Source organism: Polaromonas sp. P1_A2, assembly GCF_056406895.1.
Map to the genome: position 1 here is coordinate 85,980 of NZ_JBFTZI010000006.1, position 16,840 is coordinate 102,819.

At 67.3% G+C, this 16,840-nt stretch carries 15 protein-coding genes; 10 read left to right on the forward strand and 5 right to left on the reverse strand.

Annotated elements, in window-relative coordinates; translation table 11 throughout:
* The first annotated feature begins 12 nt into the window (after positions 1–12).
* Entirely contained in the window at positions 13–801 is a 789-nt protein-coding gene (locus AC1D09_RS21080) for an AraC family transcriptional regulator (protein WP_477662779.1), read from the forward strand.
* 39 nt (positions 802–840) lie between these two features.
* Here AC1D09_RS21080 and AC1D09_RS21085 read toward each other — a convergent pair whose 3' ends face one another.
* From AC1D09_RS21085 to AC1D09_RS21095, 3 genes are all read right to left on the reverse strand, one after another.
* Positions 841–1,656, reverse strand: a complete 816-nt coding sequence (locus tag AC1D09_RS21085) for a sugar phosphate isomerase/epimerase family protein (RefSeq protein ID WP_477662778.1) — start codon at positions 1,654–1,656, stop codon at positions 841–843.
* Between the two features lie 148 nt (positions 1,657–1,804).
* Entirely contained in the window at positions 1,805–2,845 is a 1,041-nt protein-coding gene (locus AC1D09_RS21090; RefSeq protein ID WP_477662777.1) for an NADP-dependent oxidoreductase, read from the reverse strand.
* A gap of 8 nt (positions 2,846–2,853) precedes the next feature.
* A complete protein-coding gene (locus tag AC1D09_RS21095) occupies positions 2,854–4,089 on the reverse strand; it encodes an MFS transporter (protein ID WP_477662776.1) in 1,236 nt (411 codons plus the stop codon).
* A gap of 86 nt (positions 4,090–4,175) precedes the next feature.
* Here AC1D09_RS21095 and AC1D09_RS21100 point away from each other — a divergent pair, with 86 nt between their 5' ends.
* Positions 4,176–5,177, forward strand: coding sequence for an AraC family transcriptional regulator (locus AC1D09_RS21100; RefSeq protein WP_477662775.1), 1,002 nt, complete (start codon positions 4,176–4,178; stop codon positions 5,175–5,177).
* A gap of 42 nt (positions 5,178–5,219) precedes the next feature.
* The gene (locus AC1D09_RS21105) at positions 5,220–5,879 is read left to right on the forward strand and encodes an alpha/beta fold hydrolase (RefSeq protein ID WP_477662774.1); all 660 of its coding nucleotides are present in this window, start codon (positions 5,220–5,222) and stop codon (positions 5,877–5,879) included.
* A gap of 45 nt (positions 5,880–5,924) precedes the next feature.
* On the opposite strand, the gene AC1D09_RS21110 is transcribed toward AC1D09_RS21105, so the two are convergent.
* Positions 5,925–6,614 (reverse strand): FadR/GntR family transcriptional regulator, encoded by a 690-nt coding sequence (locus tag AC1D09_RS21110; RefSeq protein ID WP_477662773.1) that lies wholly within the window; start codon positions 6,612–6,614, stop codon positions 5,925–5,927.
* Positions 6,615–6,793: 179 nt separating this feature from the next.
* On the opposite strand from AC1D09_RS21110, the gene AC1D09_RS21115 reads away from it, so the two are divergent.
* On the forward strand, positions 6,794–7,675 hold the full coding sequence (locus tag AC1D09_RS21115; protein ID WP_477662772.1) for a fumarylacetoacetate hydrolase family protein: 882 nt from the start codon (positions 6,794–6,796) through the stop codon (positions 7,673–7,675).
* Positions 7,676–7,770: 95 nt separating this feature from the next.
* Positions 7,771–8,772 (forward strand): tripartite tricarboxylate transporter substrate binding protein, encoded by a 1,002-nt coding sequence (locus AC1D09_RS21120; RefSeq protein ID WP_477662771.1) that lies wholly within the window; start codon positions 7,771–7,773, stop codon positions 8,770–8,772.
* Between the two features lie 28 nt (positions 8,773–8,800).
* Here the strand turns inward: AC1D09_RS21120 and AC1D09_RS21125 are convergent, their stop codons facing one another.
* On the reverse strand, positions 8,801–9,727 hold the full coding sequence (locus AC1D09_RS21125) for a LysR family transcriptional regulator (RefSeq protein WP_413327929.1): 927 nt from the start codon (positions 9,725–9,727) through the stop codon (positions 8,801–8,803).
* Positions 9,728–9,825: 98 nt separating this feature from the next.
* Between AC1D09_RS21125 and mdlC the strand changes: the two genes are divergently transcribed.
* From mdlC to AC1D09_RS21150, 5 genes are all read left to right on the forward strand, one after another.
* Entirely contained in the window at positions 9,826–11,454 is a 1,629-nt protein-coding gene (mdlC, locus tag AC1D09_RS21130; RefSeq protein WP_477662770.1) for a benzoylformate decarboxylase, read from the forward strand.
* A gap of 64 nt (positions 11,455–11,518) precedes the next feature.
* Positions 11,519–12,970, forward strand: a complete 1,452-nt coding sequence (locus tag AC1D09_RS21135; protein WP_477701216.1) for an aldehyde dehydrogenase — start codon at positions 11,519–11,521, stop codon at positions 12,968–12,970.
* A 16-nt stretch (positions 12,971–12,986) separates the two neighbouring features.
* Positions 12,987–13,952 (forward strand): Bug family tripartite tricarboxylate transporter substrate binding protein, encoded by a 966-nt coding sequence (locus tag AC1D09_RS21140; protein WP_477662768.1) that lies wholly within the window; start codon positions 12,987–12,989, stop codon positions 13,950–13,952.
* A gap of 130 nt (positions 13,953–14,082) precedes the next feature.
* Positions 14,083–15,753 (forward strand): FAD-dependent oxidoreductase, encoded by a 1,671-nt coding sequence (locus tag AC1D09_RS21145; RefSeq protein WP_477662767.1) that lies wholly within the window; start codon positions 14,083–14,085, stop codon positions 15,751–15,753.
* 33 nt (positions 15,754–15,786) lie between these two features.
* The gene (locus tag AC1D09_RS21150; protein ID WP_477662766.1) at positions 15,787–16,752 is read left to right on the forward strand and encodes a Bug family tripartite tricarboxylate transporter substrate binding protein; all 966 of its coding nucleotides are present in this window, start codon (positions 15,787–15,789) and stop codon (positions 16,750–16,752) included.
* Positions 16,753–16,840: the final 88 nt, after the last annotated feature.

Here is a 16,840-nt window from a genome sequence, read left to right on the forward strand (position 1 = left end):
CTCAAATCCGCCATGCACGACCCCATGAGCCACCTGGACGACTACATCAACCTGGCAGGCGGCCCGGTGCTTTTTGCCGCGGAAGGCCGCCATGAGGATGAGCTGGCTGCGCAGCCGCACCAGCATGCGCGCGGCCAGCTTTTCGGTTCCATGCGTGGTTTGTTGTCCGTGGGTGTGCAGGAAGGGGTCTGGCTGGTGCCGGCGATCCACGCCGTGTGGCTGCCGCCTCGCCAAATGCATTCCGGACGCACGCATGGGCCTTTTCACGGCTGGAGCGTGTATGTTGCGGAGTCCGCCTGCGGCGACTTGCCGCCACAGCCTTGCACCATCCGCTTGTCCGGGCTGCTGCGTGAAGCCGTGCTTCGCGCCGCACGCTGGCCTGTCAATGCCAGTGAACCCCTGAGCGGCGCGCAGGCGCACCTTGCCGGCGTCATCCTGGACGAAATCCGGACACTGCCTGTTGAGCCGCTCGGCCTGCCTTTGCCGAAAGACCCGCGCCTGCAGCGTGTCGCTCGCGCCCTGATCGCGGATCCGGCGGATGATCGCGACATGGCGCACTGGGCTGATTTCGCGGCCGTGAGTACGCGCACCTTGACCAGGCGCTTTGTTGCCGAGACGGGCTTCAACTTCACGGAATGGCGGCAGCGCGCCCTCTTGATGCGGTCGCTTGAAATGCTGGCGGCGGGCGCCGCCGTGACGACAGTGGCCCTGGACCTGGGCTATTCCACCGCGAGCGCCTTCATCACGCTTTTCCGCCGCACCTTTGGCGAGACCCCCGCCGCCTACAAAGCCCGCCTGTGAAGCCGCGCGGGCGGCACGGCGAGGGGGCGCTCTCCTTCCTCACGCCTCAAGCCGGGCCAGCACACGCCGCGTGGCGGCAAGCGCCCGCCGCGCACGTTCCGTGGCGCCGACAGTGAGCGCCAGCGTATGCGCCGGCACTTCGAGGCTGAGCGGGATGTCGCGCGGCGCCGCGCGCAGAAGGCCGGGCAGGTCCACCTCGCCATCACCGGGAAACAGGCGCTCGCCGCGGGCCTCGGCGAGGATGGCGTCCATCGTCGGCGGAATGGCCGCGGGCACGTCACACAGCTGCATGAAGCGCAAACGCGAGGGCGGGATGTTGGCGATGTCCGTGATGCGGCTGCGCGAGCGGCTCAGGTGGAAAGCATCGATCAGCACACCCGCGTTGCCGCGGCCGGCGTGCTCGACAATGCGCGCGGCCTGGGCCAGGTCTTTCGCGTCGGTCCAGGGCATGAACTCCAGGGAGGGGGCCAGCCCATAGCGCCCGGCGAGGTCGCAGAATGCGGCGAAGGTGTCGGTCAGCCGGGCCTCATCGGAATCGTTGCCGGCCACGAGCAACTCGCTTGCGCCCAGCCGGGCGGCGGTGGCCATCGCGGCTTCGTAGTCGCCGATCCGGGTGTCGGGCTTGAGACGAAAGATCTCCACATCGAGCACCTTGACGCCGGTGTCCGCCAGGCGAGCCTCGACTTCGCGCAGCATAGCCGTGTCTCCCACGATGTCGTATTGCGGCTCGGTGGGCGTTGCGGGCAGCAGGCGAATGCCGACATGGCTGAAGCCGGCATCAAAGGCGCAGCTCACCATCTCGGGTGGCGTCAGCTCCAGCACGGTCAAGGCGGCGAGTGAAATGGGGCGGGTCATGTTTTTGGCGCTGGCTCTTGGGACAGAGGTCTGGACAACAGCAATTTACCGCCAAAACAAGCAAGGGCTTCAGCGCGACCGGGAAAGTTTGAGCGGCCGCGCACCCGAGATCCGCGCCGACGACCTTTCGGTGCGGCGCTATGCGCCGCTACGCCTCCAGGCGCACGACCACCTTGCCGGCGTGCCGGCCCCGCAGCAGGTCCGACAAAGCGGTGGGCGCGTTCTCCAGGCCGTCTACAACGCTTTCCCGCGCCTGGATCTGCCCGTTGTTGACCCATTGCTCCATGTCACGGCGGAACACATCAAAGCGCGGGCCATAGTGGTCAAGAATGATGAAGCCCTGAACGTGCACCCGTTTTTGCAGGATGGCGGCCAGGAACTGCGGCATGTGATTGGGGCCGGATGAGCCGGCCGTGTCGTTGTAGTGCGCGACAAAGCCGCACACGGGCATGCGGGCGCCTACGTTGAGCAGCGGAAGGACCGCCAGCAATACCTCGCCGCCGACGTTCTCAAAATACACGTCTATGCCCGCCGGGCATGCGGCGGCAAGCTGCGCCGCAAACAAGGGGTCATGCCTGTCGATGCAGGCATCAAAGCCCAGCTCGGCTACGGCCTGCCGGCACTTGTCAGCACCGCCGGCAATGCCCACGACGCGCGCGCCCTTGAGTTTGGCGATCTGGCCGACCATCGCGCCCACCGCGCCGGTCGCCGCTGCGACCACCACCGTTTCACCGGCCTTGGGCCGGCCTATGTCCAGCAGGCCGACGTGCGCCGTAAAGCCAGGCATTCCGAGCGCGCCCAGCGCCAGCGAGGGCCTGGCCATGTCGCCCAGGGCCTGCAGCTCGTTGCCGTCACTCACGGCATAGTCCTGCCAGCCGCTGTTGGCAAGCACCAGCTCACCGGTGCGATAAGCGGGATGCCTGGATTCGATGACGCGGCTGACGGTGCCGCCCGGCATGGTGCCGCCCAGTGCAACGGGTGGCGCGTAGCCGGGCCCGGTTTTGTCCATCAGGTTGCGCATGTACGGGTCCAGCGAAAGGAATTGCGTTCGCAGGAGCACCTGACCTTCGCCTGGGCGCGGCACGGGCCCGGTCACGAGGTGGAAGTCCGACGCGGCGGGCAGGCCGTGCGGGTGCGCGGCCAGGGTGATGCGCCGATTTGTGGAGGGCTGTGGCTCAAGACTTGTCATGATGGTCTTCATGCCCTGGCCATGGCGGGAGCGGGGCCGCGACGCCAGGCCAGCAGGCCGCCCAGGGCCACGGCCACCATCGCAAATGCGGGCGCGCCGAGCGCGCCGGTCCGGTCGACGATGAGGCCGCCCGCGATGGCGCCCGTGGCAATGGCAATCTGGAAGGCGGCCACCAGCAAGCCGCCCGCTGCTTCCGCCTGGTCGGGCGCGGCGCGCACAATCCAGGTCTGAAAGCCCACCGGAAATGCGCCGAAGGCAAAACCCCACAAGCTCACCGCCACGGCGGTGACCACGGTGGAGCTGCCGCCCACCAGCAGCGCCGCCGCCAGCACGGCGATCATCGCGCTGCCGGCGACGATGGCGTAGCGCTCGCCGTGCCCGGCCAGCCAGCCGCCCGCGAAGTTGCCGAAGAAGCCGCCTATGCCGTAGCCCAGCAGCACGGCGGAAATCGCCGCCACGGGCAGCTTGGTCACGTCTTCCAGCACGGGCCGTATGTAGGTAAAGCCCGCGAAGTGGCCCGATATGACCAGCAGCACCGCCAGCAGCGCAATGCGCACCGGCCCGCGCGTGAGCAGGTCGCGCAGGCCCTTCAGGCTGGCCTGGTCGCGCGGTGGCAGGGCCGGCAAGGCCGCCAGCTGCACCACAAAGGCCAGCAAGCCGACAACACCTGCCGCGACAAAGGCGCTGCGCCATCCCCAGAGGCTGCCCATCCAGGCGCCCACGGGCGCCGCACAGACGGTGGCAATGGAGACGCCGGTCAGCACCAGCGACATCGCGCGCGGGAAGAGCCGCTCAGGCACCAGGCGCATGGCCAGCGCCGCCGCCATGGACCAGAAGCCACCGAGCGCGACGCCCAGCACCACGCGCGCGAACAGCAGCACCGGGAGCGAGCCGGCCGTCGCGGCCAGCAGGTTGGACACGAGCAGCAGGGCGGTGAGCGCCAGCAGCACCCGTTTGCGGTCAAAGCGCGCCGTCAGCAAGGGGATGGTGGGCGCGGCCACCGCGCCGACCAGCGCCGTGGCCGTGACGGCCTGGCCCGCGGCGCCCGCCGTGACGTGCAGGTCTGCCGCCATGGCGGTCAGCAGGCTGGCCGGCAGGAATTCCGCCGTGACCAGGCCGAACACGCCCAGGGAGAGGGATGCGACCGCCGCCCAGCGCGTGGCGGCTTCGGCAGGCGGATGGTTGGCGGGAGGGGCGCCTGCGGACAGCGGGTCCAGGCAGGCAGAGCAGGAGTTGGATGACATGGGATATGAAGCCTTGAAGCCTTGTTGAAGACAGGGTTGCCAGCTTAGGCCTAGCATCGACAGCTTTCCATGGCGAAAGAGCCGAAATGCTTGACGATTCCTCCAGAACTTTCACGCCCGTTGTTCAGCCTCCCCATGAATACGGGGGCTTGCCCGCCGCCGGACCCGATCCCCTGACCCAGGTGCTGCTGGGCCTGCGCCTGGAAGGCGTCGAATACGGCCGCTGCCTGGTGCATGCGCCCTGGGCCATTTCCTTTGACGCGCAAGCCGCTGCGCGCTTTCATTTCGTCGTCAGCGGAGGCTGCTGGATGCAAACACCGCAATCCGGGTGGATGGAATTGAAGGCCGGTGACGCGGTGCTGCTGCCGCGCGGAACGGCCCACACCCTGGCCAGCTCACCCGAGGTGCCGCCACTGGACCTCGCGAGCTTTGACCGCCAGCGGCTGGCGGACGACATATACCTGCTGCGCGACGCAACGCCCGCGGCGCAGACACCGTCCCACGCCATGTTCTGCGGCAGCATGACCTTCAACCTCGACCCCCTGCACCCCTTGCTGGCCATGATGCCCGAGGTCATACGCGCCAGCGAGCTGGCCCAGCGCGACCCGGGCGTGCCCATGCTGCTGGAGGCGATGGAGCGTGAGGCCTCGCTCAACCGCATAGGCGCCTGCGGCATCCTGGCCCGCATGGCCGACGTGCTGGCCGCGAGCATCATCCGCGCCTGGGTGGAATGCGCCTGCAGCAACTCGACAGGCTGGATCGCGGCACTGCGCTCGCCCGGCGTGGGCAAGGTGCTGGCCGCCATCCACGCCTCGCCTGAGCAGGACTGGAGCGTGCCGGAACTGGCGAACATCATGGGCGCTTCGCGCTCACGCTTTGCCCAGGCTTTCAAGGAGTCGGTGGGCGAGAGCCCTGCCCGGTACGTGGCCCGCATCCGCATGTTCCAGGCCCGCAGCTGGATCGCGCAGGACGGCATGCGTGTCACCACGGCTGCCGACCGGCTGGGTTTTGACTCAGAGGCCTCCTTCAGCCGGGCATTCAAGCGTGTGATTGGCCACCCGCCCAGCAAGGCGCGCGCTGCCGTGTGAGCGAGGCACTGCCCCGCTGTTTCATGCGAGAGGACAAACAGGATGGCAAGATTTGTGTTGGTGCCGGGCGGCTGGCACGGGAGCTGGGCCTTTGAAGCGGTCAGCCGTGCGCTGGCAGGCGCCGGCCACGAGGTCCAGGCGCTCACGCTCGCGGGCCTGGGTGACGAGCCCTCGCATGGCGCCAATCTCGACACCCACATCAGCGAGGTGATTCAGGCGCTTGGTGCGCACGATACGCCTGCCGTGCTTGTCGGCCATTCGTATGGCGGAATGGTCATCACCGGCGCGGCGGACCGGTACCCCTCGGGCGTCAAAGCCCTTGTGTATGTCGATGCCTATGTGCCGGACAACGGTGCCTCGCTCTGGTCGCTCACCACCCCGAACTACCGGGAGCGCTTCATCGCGGGCGCGGCTGCGGACGGCTTGTGCTGCGCACCGGCCGCCCATCTCGACAAGCGATGCCGGCCCCATCCCATGGCCACCTTTCTGCAGGCCATCAAATTGACCGGCGATTGGCGCCAGGTCCCCGGCAAGGCCTTTGTCGCGGCCTTCGGCTGGGAGGGCAGCCCCTTCGTCGCGTTGTACGAGCGCCTGCGGCTGGACCCTGGATGGGCCACACATCGGCTTGAGTGCGCGCACGATGTTCCGCGGCTGGCGCCCGAAGCGCTCACTAAGATTCTCTTGAACTACGTGCAGGCCTGAACGAGCCCTTGACAGGGCGTGCGCGTATACCGGCGGGGTGATCCCTCAGGATCCCAGCAGGTTTCGCCGCACATGCAGCAAATGCTCCCTGGTGTAACTGATGGCGCGCTCCAGGTCGCGGTCCGCCAGTGCATTGACCAGCTGGCGGTGTTCCGCCTGGTAGGACAGGCGCCTGTCCGGCGTCAGGCTGCGGCGTTTGAGCGCGCCCCAGTCATCCTGGTCGCGCGCCCGGTTGATCAACTGGAAAACATGGGTGACCAGGGAGTTGTGGGCCGCCAACGCGATGGTTTCGTGCAACCTTCCGTCCCAGACTTCGAACTCTTCCATGCTTTGGGCCGCCTCCGCCTTGTCGCAGCAGTGCGCCATCTTCGCGAAGTCGCTTTGGGAGGCGTTGCGAATCACCATCTCGACAATGCTGGGCTCGATCGCAAACCTGAATTCCATCAATTCGGCGGGACTGATATTGCTGGAAATGCCCGCCAGCGCCGCGGCGGCACCGGCCGCCGGTGCCATGGCTTGCGGCTGGAAGTCCTTGCTGACATAGGTTCCGCTTCCCACGGTCTGGGTGATGAGCCCGGCCGTTTTCAGCTGTGCCAAAACCCGCCGTACCGTGGACCTGCCGATGTTGAAAGACTCGCTGAGATGCCGCTCCGTATCAATCCGGTGCCCGGGCGCCCATTCGCCTGAATTGAGCTTGCCCAGGATTGCGTCCTTCAGTACCGCCGCGTTGTCCATTGCTTGTTCCCTTGAATGCCAAATCATAGCAAGATGGTTGGCGTGACCCGCCTTGAATCAACCCAATTTAAACCAATTAGAGAATTTAAGCTGAGATTGGGCTGCAATATTCCTAATATTGGTTCTAAAATAAACCAAGACGAGCAAATTGGGTTTATCGTCGAACCAATTGGAGTGTTATGAAAATCGGACGCGTTTCTTACCAGGGCCGGGTGCGCATGGTGCTGGTCGATGAGGCCAGCAGCAAAGTCTCTTTTGTCGGCGGAAGTTTTGCCCAGCACCTGAACCCGGTGCAAGCTGTGATCGAGCGCCGCATGACCGCTGCGGAACTGAAGCCACTCATCGAAGGTGAAGCCGGTTTTGCGGACGTCAGCTTCCTGGCCCCGGTTTCGGTGCCCGTGCGCAATATCTTCGCCGTCGGCAAAAACTACACCGAGCATGCCTCGGAGTTCGACAAGAGCGGCTTCAACGCGACCAGCGGCGCGGCGGCCATTCCCGCCTTTCCGCAAATCTTCACCAAGGCGACGACCTCGCTGGCCGGCCCGCGGGACGATATCCGCTTTGACCCGGCGCACACCAGCTCCGTCGACTATGAAGGCGAAATCGGCGTGGTGATAGGCGCGGAATGCCGCAATGTTTCCAAGGCCGATGCGCTCGGCAAGGTGTTTGGTTTTGTCGCGCTCAATGACGTGACGGCGCGGGACCTGCAGAAGAACCATGCGCAGTGGTTCCTCGGCAAGTCATTGGATACCTTCTGCCCGCTCGGCCCCTGGATATCCACCGCTGACGAGTCGCCCATCGCATCGCTCAAGGTCCAGACCTGGGTCAACGGCGAGTTGCGCCAGACCGGCGTGCTGGCCGATCTGATCTTTGACGTGCCGACCCTGATCGCGACACTGTCCAAGGCGATGACCCTGCTGCCCGGCGACATCATCGCGACCGGCACGCCCGTGGGCGTCGGCATCGGCTTCACGCCGCCCAAATTCCTGAAGGATGGCGACCTGGTTCGCGTGGCGGTGACCGGCCTGGGCGAGCTGAACAACCGCGTTCGCACACTGTGACGGCGGGGCACTCCGCGAGGAGTGCCTGCGCGGTGTTCACGCTGCGCGCATCAGGCAAGCAAAGACAAATCAATTCAATGGATGGAGACAAGAAGATGAACGACTCAAGCAGGAACCGGGCGCCCGTCGCATCGGCGGCAGTGGCGGTGATGGCTGCGATGGCGCTCTTCAGCGCCTTGCCGCTGATGGCGCAGGAGGCCTACCCGGGCAAGCCCATCACCATGGTCGTGCCCTTCCCGCCGGGCGGCGCGGCCGACATTGTGGCGCGGCCTGTCGCGGAGGCCATGGGGCGCTACCTCAAGCAGCCCGTCGTGATCGAAAACAAGGCCGGCGCGGGCGGCGGCATCGGCATGGCGCAGGTCGCCAAGGCCAGGCCCGACGGCTACAGCGTGCTGCTGGCGCTGTCGTCCATCGTCGTGCTGCCTGAAGCCGATGCGGTGCTCAAGCGCGCGCCCATGTTCACGCTGTCGCAGCTCAAGCCCATCGCGCGCTTCACCGCCGACCCGGTTGTGCTGGTGGTGAATGCCAACAGCCCGTGGAAAGACTTCAAGCAGTTCAGCGCGGCCGCCAAAGCCAAACCCGGCGGCTACTCCTTCGGCTCCTCGGGCAACTACGGCACCATGCACGTACCGATGGAGCAGCTGAAGGCCGCCACCAACACCTCCGTGCTGCACATCCCCTACACCGGTGCGGGGCCGGCGGTGGTGGCGCTGCTGGGCGGCCAGGTCGATCTTCTCGCTACCGGACCTTCCACGGTTACCAGCCACATCCAGGCGGGAAAGCTGAGGGCGCTGGCCCAATGGGGCAATGGACGCATCCCCACGCTTGCGGACGTTCCCAGCCTGAAGGAGCTCGGCATTCCCGTGACCTACTCGCAGTGGACGGGGCTGTTTGTGCCGGCTTCAACGCCCGATGCCGTGGTGGCCCGGCTGCGGGAGGCCGCGAAGTTCGCGGCGACCGACGCACGCGTCGTGCAGTCCCTGCAAACCGCCGGCACTTATATGCAGTACCAGGACACGCCTGAGTTCACCAGCTTTGTGGCCCAGGAAGCAGGTGTCATGGCCAAGGTCGTGCAGCGGATCGGCAAGCTGGAGTAAGGGTTTAAGCAGGCCTGAATGGAGGCCTTTATGGGCGGAGCCCGCCCGCGGGTTTCGCCTCGTTTTTGAACAGCTCCACAAAAAGCCGCCGCATCCATTGGTGGGCCGGGTCGAGGTTGAAGCGGTGGCTCCAGTGCAGCGACACGGTGAAAGTGCTGCGCGGCAGGGTGTTGGACAGCAGGGCGTAGCGCTCGGTGTTGGTAAAGCGCATCGCGATGGCGCGCGGCATCACCACCGCCAGGTCGGTGCGCTCGATGATGGCGGGCAGGGCCAGAAAATGTTCCGACGTCAGCACCAGCCGGCTGTCCAGCCCGAGTTCCTGCAGGATGCGGAAGGTCTCGGAGTGCGAGCGCACGGCGACGAACTCCAGCCGCCGCAGGTCCTGCACCTTGCCTGCTTTGTGTTTCGCCGCGAGCAGCGGGTGCCCGGCGCGCACCAGCACGGCATAACGGTCGCTCAGCAACTCCATGCGCTCCGTGCCGCTGACGGAGGGCAAAAAACCCAGGGCAAAGTGGATGGCACCGGTCTCCAGCGCATCGGCGATCTGGGCGTGCGGCAGCGGTGCGGTCTGCACGCGTATGCCCGGCGCTTCGCGGTGCAGCGCGGCCACCAGCTCGGGCAGCAGCCGGGCTTCACCGATGTCGCTCATGTGCAGCCGCAGCGTCATGGTCGAGCGTGAGGGGTTGAAGGCGTCGTCTTCCCGAAGCACGTCCTGGATGGACGCAATCGCCGGCTGGATCACGCTGGCCAGGCGTTCGGCGCGCAGTGTGGGACGCATGCTGCCGCCGGTGCGCACGAACAGGGCGTCGCCGAGCGCGAGCCGCAGCCGCGTCAGGCCCTGGCTGGCCGCGGGCTGCGAAAGGCCCATGGCGTCCGCCGCGCGGCTGACGCTGCCCAGCCGGTAGACCGCCTCGAAGAGCCGAAGCAGGTTCATGTCCAGCTGGTCAATATTCATACGGTGAATTTTACGGTATACGTTTCATTGCATTGACGCATGTTGACGCCCTTGCGAGACTTGCCTTCTTTCAAGTGCCATTCAAGTTGGAGACATTCATGGATCAAGCTGTTGTGCCGGCCGCGACCTGCCAGGGCGAAGCGGTGGAGTTGGTAACGGTCAGGGAGGCGGTGTTCAGGCTGCTGCGCTCCTTCGGCATGACCTCCGTCTTCGGCAACCCGGGCTCGACCGAGCTTCCCATGTTCATGAACTTCCCGGAAGACTTCCACTACGTCCTGGCCCTGCAGGAATGTGTGGTGCTGGGCATGGCCGACGGCTACGCGCAGGCCACGCGCAACGCGGCCTTTGTGAACCTGCACTCGGCCGCGGGCGTGGGCCATGCGATGGGCAACATCTTCACCGCCTTTCGCAACCGCACGCCGCTGGTGATCACGGCCGGCCAGCAGGCGCGCTCCATCCTGCCCTTTGATCCCTTCCTCGGCTCCACGCAGGCCCCCGAGCTGCCCAAGCCTTACGTGAAGTGGAGCGTGGAGCCCGCGCGCGCCGAGGATGTGCCCCTGGCGATCGCGCGCGCTTATTACATCGCCATGACGCCGCCTTGCGGGCCGGTGCTGGTGTCCGTCCCCTCGGACGACTGGGCGGTGAAAACGCTGCCGGTCGACGCGCGCGAGGTCAGCCGCTACCTGCGTCCCGAGCCCGGCCTGCTCGCCAAAATCGGCGATGCGCTGGACACGGCCCGCGCGCCGGCCATCGTGGTCGGCGCCTCGGTCGACCGCGACGGCGCGTGGAGCGAAGCCATCGAGCTGGCCGAGCGCCACAACGCGCGTGTCTATGTCGCGCCCATGTCGGGGCGCTGCAGTTTCCCGGAAGACCATCCGCTGTGGGCCGGCTTCCTGCCGGCCATGCGCGACCGCATCGTTGAACGGCTGGCCGGCCACGACCTGGTGTTCGCCCTTGGGGCGCCGGCATTCACCTACCACGTCGAAAGCAAGGGCGCGCACCTGCCCGACGGGGCCCGGCTGGTGCAACTGACCGAAGACCCCCAGGTCGCCGCCTGGGCGCCGACGGGGACCTCGGTGGTCGGCAGCATACGGCTGGGCTTGCTGGACTTGCTGGCCCGCCCCGCGCCCGCGCCCAGGGCGGCACCTGCGCTGCATGTGCGGCCCGCGCGCGTGCCCGAGCCTTTGCCGGGCGAGCGCCTGCCGGTGGCCTGGGTGCTGCAGACGCTGACCGATGTCCGTCCGCGCGACAGCATCATCGTCGAAGAGGCGCCCAGTGCGCGGCCGACCATGCACGGCCACCTGCCGATTTTCGAGTCGGAAACTTTTTACACCATGTGCAGCGGCGGCCTGGGCTGGGGCTTGCCCGCGTCGGTCGGCGTGGCCATGGGCAAGCCGGGCGCGCGTGTCATCGCGCTGGTGGGGGACGGCTCCGCGATGTACGCGATCCAGGCGCTGTGGAGCGCCGCGCAGCTCGGCCTGGCCATGACCATCGTGATCCTGAACAACCGCCGTTATGCGGCGCTGCACGACTTCGCGCGCATCTTCGGCTACCGGCCCGATGAACCCGTGCCGGGCACCGAGCTGCCCGACCTTGACTTCGTCGGCCTGGCCGCGGCCCAGGGCGTTCGCGGGCTGCGTGTGGCGCGCGCCGACCAGCTGCGCCCCGCGCTCGAACAGGCTTTGCGGTCTACCGAGCCCATGCTGGTCGAAGTCGAGATTGCCTGAAGGAGACAGCAAGGCAAAAACCAAAAACAACAAACACGGTTCAAAACACAAGGAGACAAAAGACATGAGCAAGATATCGATGTTGATCAATGGCGAGTCGCGGCAGGCCGCCAACGGCGCCACTTTCGAGCGCCGCAACCCGCTCGACGGCACGGTGGCCACCACCGCCCCCGCGGCGACGGTGGCCGACGCTGTAGCGGCGGTCGATGCGGCCGCCGCCGCGTTTGAGACCTGGTCGCGCACCGGCCCGGGCGAGCGCCGCGCGCTGCTGCTCAAGGCGGCGCATGCGCTTGAAGCCAAGGCGGAGCAGCTGACGGCGGCAATGGCCGCGGAAACCGGCGCGGCCGCACCCTGGGCCGGCTTTAACGTGCACCTGGCCGCCGGCATGCTGCAGGAAGCGGCCGGCCTGACCACACAGATCAGCGGCGAGGTCATCCCCTCCGACGTTCCCGGCAACCTGGCGCTGGCCGTGCGCCGGCCGGCCGGCGTGGTGCTGGGCATCGCGCCCTGGAATGCGCCGGTCATCCTGGGCGTGCGCGCCATCGCCACGCCGCTGGCCTGCGGCAACACGGTGGTGTTCAAGGGCTCGGAACTGAGCCCCGCCACGCACGGCCTGATCGTGGAGGCCTTCAAGGACGCGGGCTTTCCACCCGGCGTCGTCAACTTCATCACCAACGCACCGGCCGATGCGGCGGCCGTGGTGGAGGCCATCGTGGCCCACCCGGCCTTGCGCCGCGTGAACTTCACGGGATCGACCCGTGTCGGCAAACTGCTGGCCGCGACCTGCGCCAAATACCTCAAGCAAGCGGTCCTCGAGCTTGGGGGCAAGGCGCCCATGGTGGTGCTCGACGACGCCGACCTCGACGCCGCGGTCAACGGCGCGGCCTTCGGCGCCTTTGCCAACAGCGGCCAGATCTGCATGAGCACCGAACGCATCGTGGTCGACAACAAGATCGCCGATGCCTTTGTCCAGCGGCTCGCCGCCAAGGCGGTGAAACTGCCGCTGGGCGACCCGCGCAAGGGGCCGGTGGTGTTGGGTTCGGTGGTGGATGCCAGCACGGTGCAGCGTTGCAACGCCCTGATCGACGATGCGCTTGCCAAGGGCGCCAAGCTGGTCTGCGGCGGCAAGGCGGAGAACACCCTGATGCCGGCGACCCTGCTGGACCATGTGACATCCGCCATGCGCATCTACCACGACGAGAGTTTTGGGCCGGTCAAGCCCATCGTGCGCGTCGACGGTGTGGAGGAGGCCGTTCGGGTCGCCAACGACAACCCCTACGGCCTGTCGGCGGCGGTGTTCGGGCGCGACGTCGCGCGCGCCTGGGAGGTGGCCAACCGCATCGACTCGGGCATCTGCCATGTCAACGGGCCCACGGTGCACGATGAGGCGCAAATGCCCTTCGGCGGCGTCAAGGACTCGGGCTACGGCCGCTTTGGCGGCCGCGCCGGCATCGATGCCTTCACCGAGCTGCGCTGGATCACGGTGCAGACCACGCCCCGCCACTACCCATTCTGAGAGCAGGAGACCCACCATGAAATCATTGCTCGCATCCCTCCTGCTCGCGGCCGGCCTGTGCGCGGGCCTGCCCGTACACGCCCAAAACTGGCCGAACAAACCGATCAGGATCGTCGTCAACTTCGCGCCCGGCGGGGCGGCCGACCAGCTGGCCAGGCTGATCGCCCCGCCGCTGCACGAGGCGCTGGGCCAGCCCGTGCTGATCGAGAACAAAGGCGGCGCGGGCGGCAACCTGGGCGCCGAGTCCGTCGCCAAGTCGCCGGCCGACGGCTACACCCTGCTCATGGCGTCGGGCGGCACGGTGTCCATCAACCCGCACCTGTACACCAAGATGAGCTTCGACCCGGCGAAAGACCTGGTACCGGTGGCTTCGGTCGCCCGCGTCCCTTTCTACCTGGTGGTGCGCGCCGACAGCCCGGTCAAGGACTTCAAGGGCCTGATCGCCGACCTCAAAGCCCATCCCGGCCAGCGCGCCTTCGGCTCGCCCGGCAGCGGCAGCTCGCCGCACCTGGCCACGGAAATGATGAAGAGCGAGACCGGGACCTTCGCGGTGCACGTTCCCTACCGCGGCGCGGCACCGGCCCTGACCGACCTGCTGGGCGGGCAGATCGACTTCCTGTTTGATCCCGGTATCGCGCTCCAGCATGTGAAGACCGGCAAGCTGCGCATGCTGGCGGTCGGCAGTCCGCAGCGTGCCCCGCAGGTGCCCGAGGTGCCCACGCTCGATGAACTGGGGCTCAAGGGTTTTGATGCCGATGCGGTGTTCGGCCTTTACGCACCCGCGGGCACGCCGCAGGCCGTGATCGACCGTGTCAATACCGAGGTCAATCGTGTGCTGAACCAGGCGGCGACCAAGGAGCGCATTCTTGCGATCGGCAACGTGGCGCTGCCGCTCAAACCCGCGGAGTTCGGCCGCAAGGGCGCGGAAGACTCCAGGCGCTTCGGCAAGCTGATCCGCGACCGCAAGATCCAGGGCGACTGAGCGCGGCGGCCCTTGCCGCCTGCCTGTCGGGCTTTGCCTCTCGCACGGGCCGATCATCCCGGTCATTGCGGCGTCGCCGTGGCTGAGGACAAGGTCTTCAGCAAACACCACCACAAAGGAATAAAACGCCATGCCTCCCCCAACCGAGCCGCAACTGCTCGAGACCGATGTCCTGGTCGCCGGCGGCGGCCCCTGCGGCCTGATGCTCGCGAACGAACTGGGCCGACGCGGCGTGTCTTGCCTGGTGGTCGATGCCAAGCCCGGCACCGCCTTCAATCCGCAGGCCAATGCCACCCAGGCCCGCACCATGGAGCACTTCCGGCGCCTGGGTTTTGCCCACGAGATACGCGCGCTCGGCTTGCCCGCCGACCACCCGACCGACATCGCCTACTTCACGCGCTACGCGCGCCATGAGCTGTCGCGCATCATCCTGCCCACCGCGGCCGAGGCGCAGGTCAGGATCAAGTCCATGACCGGCTCGTGGAGCGCGGCCGAACTGCCGCACCGCGTGTCGCAGAAATTCGTCGAGCAGGCCCTGCGCCGCCATGCCGAAGCCTGGCCCTCGGCCGAGCTGCGTTATGGCTGGTCGCTGGAGCGTTTCGCTGAAGAAGAAAGCGGCGTGAGCGCGAGCGTGCGCCCCACCGCCGGCGGCCCGGCGCAGGAAGTGAAGGCCAAATACCTGGTCGGCGCCGACGGCGCGCGCAGCCTGGTGCGCCGCCAGCTGGGCATCGAATGGGGCGGCGTCACCGGCATACAGCGCGAGTTCATGGGCGGAAAGATGTTTGCCGTCTACCTGCGCGCGCCGGGTTTTCTGTCGGTGCTGCGGCATCCCAAGGCCTGGATGTATGTCGCGGTCAACCACCAGCGGCGCGCCTTCATGGCCTCGGTCGACGGTGTTTCGGAGTACGCCTTCCATGCCGCGCTGCGGCCCGGGGAAGACGCCGACAACTGGACCGAGGACGATGCCCGCCGCGTCTTCGCCGAAGCCGTGGGCGTGGAGTTGCCCATCGAGATACTGTCCATGGGCACCTGGCTGGCCGGCCATGCGCTGGTTGCCCAGCGTTTCCAGCAGGGCCGGGTGTTTATCGCCGGCGATGCGGCCCACCTGTTCACGCCGACCGGCGGCCTGGGCTATAACACCGCAATTGAGGACGCGGTCAACCTGGGCTGGAAACTCGCCGGCGTTGTGCGCGGCCAGGCGCCCGCGGCGCTGCTGGACAGCTATGCGGCCGAGCGCAAGCCGCTGGCCGAACGCAACACCGGCTACGCGCGGCGCTTTGCCGATTCAGTAGGGCTGTTCGCCGCCAAGGCCGAGCTCGACGAGGCTTCGGAGCAGGGCGAGGCCGAGCGCGAGCGCGCGGCCCGCTACTTCGGCGAGCACGCCAGGCTGGAGTTCAACATTCCCGGCGTCACCTTTGGTGGCCGCTACGACGGCTCGCCGGTCATTGCCGGCGACGGCGCGGCGCTGCCTCCCGATGAGCCCAACCGCTACACCGCCACCGCGAGCCCGGGAGGGCGGCCGCCGCATGCCTGGCTGGACGACGGCCGCTCGCTGTTTGATTGTTTCCACAGTGAATGGACGCTGCTCGCGCTGGGCCCGGATGCGCCTTCCACGGCCGCTTTCGAAACCGCCGCGCGGGCGCTTTGCGTCGACCTGCGCGTGGTGCGGTTGCCGCAGGCCTCGCTGCGCGAGCTGTATGAAGCGCCGCTGGCGCTGATACGCCCCGACCAGATTGTTGCCTGGCGCGGTGCGGCGGCGAGCGACGCAGCGGCCGTGCTGATGCGCGTCACGGGCCGATGACAACGCCATAACAACACAAATAAGGAGACTTGAATGAAAAACGCAATCCGCCAAATCCTCCAACTGCCGGCCGTTGCAACGGCCTTGGCGCTGCTCGCACCGGCGCAGGCCCAGACCTGGCCCAGCAAGCCCGTGCGCATGGTGGCCTCCTTTCCGCCCGGCACGCCGGGCGACGTGATTGCCAGGCTGATCCAGCCCGCCCTGCAGGCAGCGTGGAAACAGCCCGTTATCGTCGAGAACAAGCCGGGGGCGGGCGGCAATATCGCGGCCGGGGAAGTGGCCCAGGCCAGGGATGAGCACACCCTGCTGGTCGGCCCCGACACCGTGCTCACGATCAACCCGCATCTCTACAAAAAGCTGGGCTTCGACCTGCGGCAGTCGCTCAAGCCGGTGACCTACTTCGCGAGCTTTAATCAGATGCTGGTCTGCAACCCGGCCTCCGGCGTCAACACACTCGCCAGGTTCACCCAGCTTCCAGCCGGCAACACCTACGCCTCCGGTGGGCCCGGCACGCCCAGCCACATGGCCATGGAAATGCTGCTGGCGGCCACCGGCACCCGCCAGACCCATGTGCCCTACAAGGGGCCGGGGCCGGCCGCGCAGGACGTGCTCGCGGGCCATGTGGGCTGCGGTTTTATCGTCTCTTCTGTGGTGCTGCCGCATGTGCAGAGCAACCGGCTCCTGGCGGTCGCCGTCTCCAGCAAGGAGCGCTCGGTGCTCCTGCCCGCGGTGCCCACGGTGGCCGAGAGCGGCCACGCCGGTTTCGACGCGACCTTCTTCGAAACCCTGATGGCGCCCGCAAGCCTGCCCGCCGCCGTCACGGAAAAAATCCAGCGCGACGTGCGCGCCGCACTGATGGCGCCGGCCATCAAGGCAAGGCTGGCGGAGATGGACCTGCGCGTGGAGGCCGGAACGCCCCAGGAATCCGAGAAGCGCAGCCGCGAAGACTTCGCCAAGTGGGGGATGATTGCACGGCAGACACAACTCCAGCTGGACTGAGATGAAACACCCCCTGAGTCGCTTCGCGCCTTCCCCCTCAAGGGGGACGATGCCTGCGGCCGGGCCAAGCCCGTTCCACGGCGTCCGC